This is a genomic window from Caenimonas sp. SL110 (genome assembly GCF_001044395.1).
GTDB lineage: Bacteria > Pseudomonadota > Gammaproteobacteria > Burkholderiales > Burkholderiaceae_C > Ramlibacter.
Window position 1 is genome coordinate 129,323 of sequence record NZ_JANU01000023.1, and the last position, 8,033, is coordinate 137,355.

The 8,033-nt window shown below is 63.3% G+C and carries 6 protein-coding genes and 1 tRNA gene; 4 read left to right on the forward strand and 3 right to left on the reverse strand.

Annotated elements, in window-relative coordinates; genetic code table 11:
- Positions 1-1,212 (forward strand): dihydrolipoamide acetyltransferase family protein, encoded by a 1,212-nt coding sequence (locus AQ12_RS13065; RefSeq protein ID WP_048440340.1) that lies wholly within the window; start codon positions 1-3, stop codon positions 1,210-1,212.
- Between the two features lie 9 nt (positions 1,213-1,221).
- Entirely contained in the window at positions 1,222-1,458 is a 237-nt protein-coding gene (locus tag AQ12_RS13070) for an acyl carrier protein (RefSeq protein WP_048440341.1), read from the forward strand.
- A 23-nt stretch (positions 1,459-1,481) separates the two neighbouring features.
- Here AQ12_RS13070 and AQ12_RS13075 read toward each other — a convergent pair.
- Together AQ12_RS13075 and AQ12_RS13080 are read right to left on the reverse strand one after the other, a co-directional pair.
- A tRNA-Ala gene (locus AQ12_RS13075) sits at positions 1,482-1,557 on the reverse strand.
- A 203-nt stretch (positions 1,558-1,760) separates the two neighbouring features.
- Positions 1,761-3,107, reverse strand: coding sequence for an NAD(P)H-dependent oxidoreductase (locus tag AQ12_RS13080; RefSeq protein WP_048440342.1), 1,347 nt, complete (start codon positions 3,105-3,107; stop codon positions 1,761-1,763).
- 135 nt (positions 3,108-3,242) lie between these two features.
- Here AQ12_RS13080 and AQ12_RS13085 point away from each other — a divergent pair, with 135 nt between their 5' ends.
- Positions 3,243-4,103 (forward strand): alpha/beta hydrolase, encoded by an 861-nt coding sequence (locus AQ12_RS13085; protein WP_048440377.1) that lies wholly within the window; start codon positions 3,243-3,245, stop codon positions 4,101-4,103.
- Between the two features lie 188 nt (positions 4,104-4,291).
- Here the strand turns inward: AQ12_RS13085 and AQ12_RS13090 are convergent, their stop codons facing one another.
- Positions 4,292-5,269, reverse strand: coding sequence for a GMP reductase (locus AQ12_RS13090; RefSeq protein WP_048440343.1), 978 nt, complete (start codon positions 5,267-5,269; stop codon positions 4,292-4,294).
- A gap of 244 nt (positions 5,270-5,513) precedes the next feature.
- Between AQ12_RS13090 and AQ12_RS13095 the strand changes: the two genes are divergently transcribed.
- A complete protein-coding gene (locus AQ12_RS13095; protein ID WP_048440344.1) occupies positions 5,514-7,931 on the forward strand; it encodes a UvrD-helicase domain-containing protein in 2,418 nt (805 codons plus the stop codon).
- The last annotated feature ends 102 nt before the right edge of the window (positions 7,932-8,033 follow it).

The window sequence follows — 8,033 nt, forward strand, 5'->3', positions numbered from 1 at the left end:
ATGGTCGACTTCACGATGCCTGCGCTGGGCGCTGACATGGAGCACGGCACCCTGGTGCAGTGGCTGGTGGCGCCGGGCAGCCGCGTGAAGCCGGGCGACGTGGTGGCCGTGGTCGAAACGCAAAAGGGCGCGATCGACGTCGAGATATTCCTGGATGGGGTGATCGACGATCTCGTGCCGGTGGGTACGCAGTTGCCGGTGGGAGGGGTTCTGGCGCGGGTGGATGGCGTGGGTGGCGTGCGTGGCGTGGATGGCGCGGCTGACGCGCCGCACAAGACCACGGTTGCGCCATCACCTGCGACATCACCAGCGACATCACCAGCGACATCACCAGCGACATCGGCATCTGTGGCTTCGACCAGCGAGAGCGTCTCACGTGCCCGCGTCACACCTGCAGCGCGGCGGCGTGCGGCAGAACTGAACATCGACCCATTGGGGGTGCAGGGAACAGGGGTCGATGGTGGCGTCACCGTCGGCGATGTCGAGGCGGCTGCGGCAGGGCGCACGGCGTCGGCTGCAACGGTTGCGCCTGTTTCGCATCGCTTCGATCCGGTACAGATGCGCGCCGCGATTGCTGCTGCCATGAGCCGGTCCAAGCGGGAGATTCCGCATTACTACCTCATGCAGGCGGTCGATTTCGGCGCCTGCGAGACCTGGCTCGCGCAGTACAACGCAGGTCAGCCACCGGCGCAACGCCTGCTGCCTGCTGTGCTGCTGCTCAAGGCAACGGCCCTGGGATTGCAGGCGGTACCGCAGCTCAACGGCTTTTATCAGGACGGCGCAGCCCGGCTCGTGCAGCAGATCCATGTGGGATGGGCCGTATCGCTGCGAGGCGGGGGTCTTGTCGCGCCCGCGCTCCACGACGCGAACCGCAAGAGCCTGCCCGAGCTGATGGCGGTCATGCGAGACCTGGTGCAGCGTGCTCGCGCAGGCGGGCTGCGAAGTTCGGAGCTGGCCGATCCGACAGTGACGGTCACCAGCCTCGGCGAGCGCGGCGCCGACAGCGTGCAGGGTGTCGTCGTGCCGCCGCAGTTGGCACTGGTGGGATTTGGACGCGTCGCGCCGCGGCCCTGGGTGGTGGACCAGCAGGTGGTGGTGCGGCCGGTGTTGCAGGTCAGCCTCGCAGCTGACCACCGCGCCAGTGACGGCCACGTGGGCGGTCTGCTGCTGGCTGCGATTGCCGATGCCTTGCAGCAACCCGATCAACTGTGAAGGAATGTCATGAACGAGACGCAGACAAGGGCGCTCGCTGCGCAAGTGCTGGCCGCGATCGCGCCCGAGATGGATCTGGGCACGGTGGGCGATGACGAGGACCTGCGCCAGGCGCTGGACCTCGACTCGATGGACTTCATGAACTTCGTCATCGGCCTGAGCGAGCGCAGCGGCGTGAACATTGCGGACGCCGACGCACCGCGGTTGCGCACGATGCGGGGGGTTGTCAACTACTTTGGTCGTTGAGGCGGAGAGCGGGTCAGGCGAAGTGGTGGAGAGGAGGAGGATCGAACTCCCGACCTCCGCATTGCGAACGCGGCGCTCTCCCAGCTGAGCTACCCCCCCACATAGAGGGAAATGCTACCAAAGCGGGTTGGCTTTGGCGAGCGGTTTAACCCCCGAAACCTGTCATGCCGGGCTCGACCCGGCATCCACCGCGAAGCGGCGACTGCCGTTGAAGACATGGATTGCGGATCAAGTCCGCAATGACAGCCTCCGTTTGCGCAATGACAGCCTCCCTTTGCGCAATGACCGCATCCCTTTGCAATTCACACTGCGCGGGCGAACATCGCCTCCATGTCTTTCCTGATCTTGTACGCGTGGGTCGTCGTGTCCATCGCCACGTCAGCCCAGCAAAGGCTCTGCCCCTTCTTCACCGGACGCACCACCTTCACGTCGTGCGCCAGGCCCAGCGGCAATCCTCCCATGCCCGCTGATTTGTCCGCCGGTAGGAGCTTGCCCCAGACCGTGTAGCCGCCTTCGCCGTCGAGCATGTCGCCGGGCACCAGGTCGCGCTTGGCGGTGGCGACGACGTCGGCGTTCCAGCAGGTCGCAACGCCGGTTGCTTCGCCTCTGAGCGCAACGCTGGCGACCGACATGCCGACTTCCAGGCCGATCAGGTGCCAGCGCTTGTACAGCGTGAAGTAGCGGCCGCTCGGATCGGTGTGCGCGTTGTATTCCTCGAAGCAATTGCGGATGTACTCCGTCTCGCCTTCGACCGTGACCCAAACGCCCATGCGGATGTCGTACGGAATCTTGCGGCCATTGGCTTCGAGCGATGAAATCACCTCGACCATGCCCTTGCGTTCGAGCACGCCGCCTTCGCTGATCGGGCGTGTGACGTAGGGGATGTCTTCAACGCTGGCAGGTGGGTAGAGCAGGCCGTTGCTCGGCACGGTCAGGCCGGTCGCGTTGGCGACGGCTGTGCTTTCGATGGATGGCTTGGAGCCGTCGAGGAAGCTGTTGAACATCTTGGGGTTGAGGCCGCCGCGCATGGCTTGCTCGGGTGTGAGGCCGTAGTTGTCCCAGACGGTCTGCGGCGTCGATTCGCTGAAGTGCGGCAGCCATTTGTGGCCGCGTCCTGCGGCAACCACCGGGAAGCCGCAGGTGCGTGCCCAGTCCACCAGGTCGCAGATCAGCGCCGGCTGGTCACCGAACGCGAGCGAATAGATGACGCCCGCCTGCGCGGCCTTGCGCGCGAGCAAGGGGCCGCAGAAGGCATCGGCTTCGACCGTCACATTGACCACGTGCTTGCCGTGCGCGAAGGCGTCCAGGCAATGATCGACGGCCGCGATCGGGTGACCGGTGCATTCGACGATGACGTCGATGGCGGGGTGCTGCGTGAGTGCGCGCCAGTCTTCGCCGATGTGCGTTGCGCCTGACTTGATGGCGTCGTCCAGTGACGGTGCCTGCGTCTGTTCGGTTTTCCATCCGACGCGGGCGAGGTTGGCGCGTGCGGCGTCCGGTGAAAGGTCTGCGATGCCCACCAGGTGAACACCCGGTGTGCGCGGAATCTGCGCCAGGTACATCGAGCCGAACTTGCCCGCGCCGATGAGGCCGATGCGGATCGGTTTGCCGCTGGCGGCGCGTTGCTGGAGTTGGGAGTGAAGGGACATAAGGCCTGTCATTGCGGGCTCGACCCGCAATCCATGGTTGATTGAACGCTGTTGCTGGATGGCGTGGCAGCGTACCCCGGCCGCGCGATGCGTTCAAGCCCTGTGACAAGATGGAGTCAGGAAATGGAGCGATCGATGAAGACAAAGACTTGGGACGCAGGCTGGCTTGACAGCATGTACAACAACCGTGAACGTGTGCCCGACCACGGCACTTACCTGCGCCGCTGGGCTGCGCAATCTGCCGATGCAATGCGCACGCCGCCGCGTGAACTCGACATCCGTTATGGCGGCGGGCCGAGTGAGCACCTCGATGTCTTCGGTGCAGAAGGCGACAGCGCGCCGGTGCTGGTGTTCATCCACGGCGGGTACTGGCGTGCGCTCGACAAGCGCGATCACGCCTTCATCGCGCCGGCCTTTACGAAGGAAGGCGTATGTGTCGTCATTCCGAATTACGCGCTGTGCCCGGCGGTGACGGTGCCGCAGATCGTGATGCAGCAGGTGCTCGCGGTGGCGTGGACCTATCGCCATATCGCCAAACATGGCGGCGACCCGAACCGCATCACGGTGATCGGGCATTCGGCGGGCGGTCACCTGGCGGCGATGATGATGTCGTGTTTGTGGCCGGTGTTTGGAAGCAACCTGCCAGCGGATGTGGTCAAAGGCGCGATGTCAATTTCGGGGCTGCACGATCTGGAGCCGCTGATGCACGCGCCGTTTTTGCAGCCATCGATCAACCTCACCCGCGAGCAGGTAAGGAAGGCGAGCCCGGCGCTGCTTGCTGCGCCTGCGCATGGCAAGCTGTATGCGGTTTGCGGCGGCGACGAGAGCGAGGAATACCACCGGCAAAACGGATTGCTGCAGGCCGCGTGGGGTGCGCAGCGGGTTCCGGTGACGGAGACGATTCCTGGCTGCAATCACTTCAGCGTGCTGGACGCGTTGGTGGAGCCGGGGAGCCGGTTGAATACGCTTGCGCTGGAGTTGGTGAAGCAGTCGTGAAGTCATGGATGCCGGATCGAGTCCGGCATGACAGCCTCTGTCATTGCGGCTTGACCCGGACTTGGCTGTCATTGCGGGCTCGACCCGCAATCCATCTTTGATCAGGCACAGCCTCCGCTTCGCGGTGGATGCCGGATCAAGTCCGGCATGACAGCCGATGCATGACAGCCCAGGCACGACAGCCGCTGTCACATCAGCAAATGCTCGCCCGCATTGTCCCCACCCAGGATCACGTAGTTCACCTTGCGCACATCCATCAGCTTCTTGCCGCCTGAGTAGCTGATCGAGCTCTGCACATCTTCTTCCATCTCGCGCAACGTGTCAGCGAGCTTGCCCTTGACCGGCTCCAGGATGCGCTTGCCTTCGACGTGCTTGTATTCGCCCTTGTTGAAGTCCGACGCGCTGCCGTAGTACTCCTTGAACAGCCGTCCATCCACATCAACCGTCTCACCCGGCGACTCTTCATGTCCCGCAAGCATCGAGCCGATCATCACCATGGTTGCGCCGAAACGCACGCTCTTGGCAATGTCGCCATGTTCGCGAATACCGCCGTCGGCAATGATGGGTTTGGTCGCCACACGCGCGCACCACTTGAGCGCCGACAACTGCCAGCCGCCCGTGCCGAAACCGGTCTTCATCCGCGTGATGCAGACCTTGCCCGGGCCGATGCCGACCTTGGTTGCATCCGCGCCCCAGTTTTCCAGGTCGATGATGGCCTCAGGCGTGCCGACGTTGCCGGCGATCACGAAGGCCGAAGGCAGCTTTTTCTTCAGGTGCGCGATCATGTTTCTCACGCTGTCGGCATGGCCGTGCGCGATGTCGATCGTGACGTACTCGGGCACCTGTCCTTCGGCGGCCAGCTGGTCCACGGCGTCGTAGTCGGGCTTTTTCACGCCCACCGATATCGAGGCGTACGCGCCCTTCGAGTGCATCTCGCGCACGAAGGCCACGTTGTCCAGGTCAAAGCGGTGCATGACGTAGAAGTAGCCGTTCTGCGCAAGCCACAGGCAGATCTTCTCGTCTACCACTGTCTTCATGTTGGCGGGCACGACCGGGATGCGAAAGGTGCGGCCACCCAGCTCCACGCCGGCGTCGCATTCGGAGCGGCTTTCCACGCGGCATTTGCGCGGAAGCAAGAGAACGTTGTCGTAGTCGAAAATTTCCATACCAAGCTCCTTCAAGTCTGTTGTTCAACATGCATGAGCGCTTGGGAAATGTGACCCGGCGATTTGGCGCGGGGCCAAATGCAAACCGGGCCTCAAATTGCTTGGGCCCGGTGCGCAATTCTAGTCCCCGCGCAATGGCCCCGTTATGCGCGATTGCATATGGCCCCGATGCAGATGCACGGATGAGTTCAGGTTCGCCCGGCCGATGATTTCCGGCGATTTCGTGCGGTTCCTACAATGCCGTATGTACCCAGAAGTCGACGCGGCCTCGCCGCTCTTGCAAAACCTCAATCCCGAGCAGTTGGCCGCTGTCACGCTGCCCAGCGAGCACGCCCTCATCCTCGCGGGGGCCGGGTCCGGAAAGACCCGCGTTCTCACAACCCGCATCGCATGGCTGATGTCCACCGGGCAGGTCTCGCCCGGCGGCCTGATGGCCGTGACCTTCACCAACAAGGCGGCCAAGGAAATGATGACGCGGCTGCAGTCGATGCTGCCGGTCAACGTTCGCGGCATGTGGATCGGCACCTTCCACGGCCTGTGCAACCGGCTCTTGCGCGCGCACTGGCGCCTCGCCAACCTGCCGCAGACCTTCCAGATCCTGGACACACAGGACCAGCTCTCGGCCATCAAGCGGGTGATGAAGCAGTTCAACGTCGATGACGAGCGTTTTCCGGCCAAGGAAACCCAGTGGTTCATTTCGGGCTGCAAGGAAGAGGGGCTGCGTCCGAATGCGGTGGAGATCCGCAGTGAAGACGACCGCCGCAAGGCCGAGATCTACCAGCTGTACGAAGACCAGTGCAACCGCGAAGGCGTGGTCGATTTTGGCGAGCTGATGCTGCGCAGCTACGAGCTGCTGCGCGACAACGACCCGATCCGCGAGCATTACCAGCGGCGCTTTCGCCACATCCTGATCGACGAGTTCCAGGACACGAACAAGCTGCAATACGCCTGGATCAAGATCCTGGCCGGGCAGGACGCGAGCGGGCAGGGCAACGGCGCAGGCTCGGTGTTTGCAGTGGGCGACGACGACCAGAGCATCTACGCATTTCGCGGTGCGCGGGTGGGCAACATGGCCGACTTCGTGCGCGAGTTCGATGTGCGCCACCAGATCAAGCTGGAGCAGAACTACCGCAGCTTCAGCAACATCCTCGATTCGGCCAATCAGCTCATCGGGCATAACAAGAAGCGCCTGGGCAAGAACCTGCGCACGGACCAGGGCCCGGGTGAGCCGGTGCGCATCTACGAGGCGCCGACCGACCTGGCCGAGGCGCAGTGGATGGTCGAGGAGATGCGCCATCTGGTGCGCGGCGACGGCCCCGAAGGCAGCATCCCGCGCAGCGAGATCGCGGTGCTGTATCGCAGCAATGCGCAAAGCCGGGTGATTGAAACGGCGCTGTTCAATGCGGCTGTGCCGTATCGCGTGTACGGCGGGCTGCGGTTTTTTGAGCGGGCGGAAATCAAGCATGCGCTCGCGTACCTGCGCCTCCTGGAGAACCCGAACGACGACACCAGCTTTTTGCGGGTGGTGAATTTTCCGCCGCGCGGCATTGGTGCGCGCAGTGTTGAACAGTTGCAGGATGCGGCGAAGTCGGCGGGCTGTTCGCTGCATGACGCGGTCTCTGCGACCACCGGTAAAGCAGGCGCGAACCTCACCTCGTTTGTCGCGAAGATCGATGTGCTGCGCGAGAACATCGTCAATCTGTCCTTGCGTGAAATCATCGAGATCATGCTGGAACAGTCCGGCCTGCTGCAGCACTACAAGAGCGAACGCGATGGCGCGGATCGTGTCGAGAATCTGGAAGAGCTCGTGAATGCGGCCGAGAGCTTCGTGACGCAGGAAGGATTCGGGCGCGATGCGCTCGCCTTGCCAGTCGATGAACACAGCCCCGGCATGTTGCGCCAATCGCCAGCCAGCCAGGGGCTCGATCCGAGCGAACCGGAGACCAACGACCCCGCACCGGATTACGTTCCGCCGGACGCGGAGACTGGGGAAACGCTGTCACCGCTGGCTGCCTTTCTGACGCATGCCGCGCTGGAATCGGGTGACAACCAGGCGCAGGCCGGGCAGGAAGCCATACAGCTCATGACGGTGCATTCGGCCAAGGGTCTGGAGTTCGACTGCGTGTTTGCCAGCGGCCTGGAAGAAGGGCTTTTTCCGAGTGAACGGTCGATGACCGAGATCGAAGGACTGGAAGAAGAGCGGCGGCTGATGTACGTGGCGATCACCCGGGCACGCAAGCGCCTGTACCTGAGCTATTCGCAGACGCGCCTGTTGCACGGGCAAACGCGCTACAACGTGCGCAGCCGGTTTTTCGACGAATTGCCCGAGGGTGCGCTCAAGTGGCTCACGCCGAAGAACCAGAACTTCGGCGGCTCTGCTTTCGGTTATGGCTCGGGGTATCCGAGCACGCGAAGCGGTGGGTTCAATTCGGGCAGCGGCCACTCGAAAGACACCTTTGCCAGTCCGAACGTGCCGTCGCAGAAAGCAGCGCCATCGCATGGGCTGAGTGCGAACATGAAGGTGTTCCATACGAAGTTCGGTGAGGGCAAGGTCATCTCGATCGAAGGGCAGGGCGATGATGCACGGGCCCAGGTGAACTTTCCCCGGCATGGAATCAAGTGGCTGGCACTCAGCGTCGCCAAACTGACGCCTGTTACCTGACCCACACCTGGCTGTCATGCCGGATCGCGAAGCGGCGACGGCGCCTGATCACAGATGGATTGCGGATCAAGCGAAGTAATCGGCCCCCTGCCGCAAATCGCG

Bases quoted from the DNA above. Each gene is read 5' to 3' on its own strand.
- AQ12_RS13065 (WP_048440340.1), top strand. From the start codon at position 1: ATGGTCGACTTCACGATGCCTGCGCTGGGCGCTGACATGGAGCACGGC.
- AQ12_RS13070 (WP_048440341.1), top strand. From the start codon at position 1,222: ATGAACGAGACGCAGACAAGGGCGCTCGCTGCGCAAGTGCTGGCCGCG.
- AQ12_RS13080 (WP_048440342.1), bottom strand. From the start codon at position 3,107: ATGTCCCTTCACTCCCAACTCCAGCAACGCGCCGCCAGCGGCAAACCG.
- AQ12_RS13085 (WP_048440377.1), top strand. From the start codon at position 3,243: ATGAAGACAAAGACTTGGGACGCAGGCTGGCTTGACAGCATGTACAAC.
- AQ12_RS13090 (WP_048440343.1), bottom strand. From the start codon at position 5,269: ATGGAAATTTTCGACTACGACAACGTTCTCTTGCTTCCGCGCAAATGC.
- AQ12_RS13095 (WP_048440344.1), top strand. From the start codon at position 5,514: ATGTACCCAGAAGTCGACGCGGCCTCGCCGCTCTTGCAAAACCTCAAT.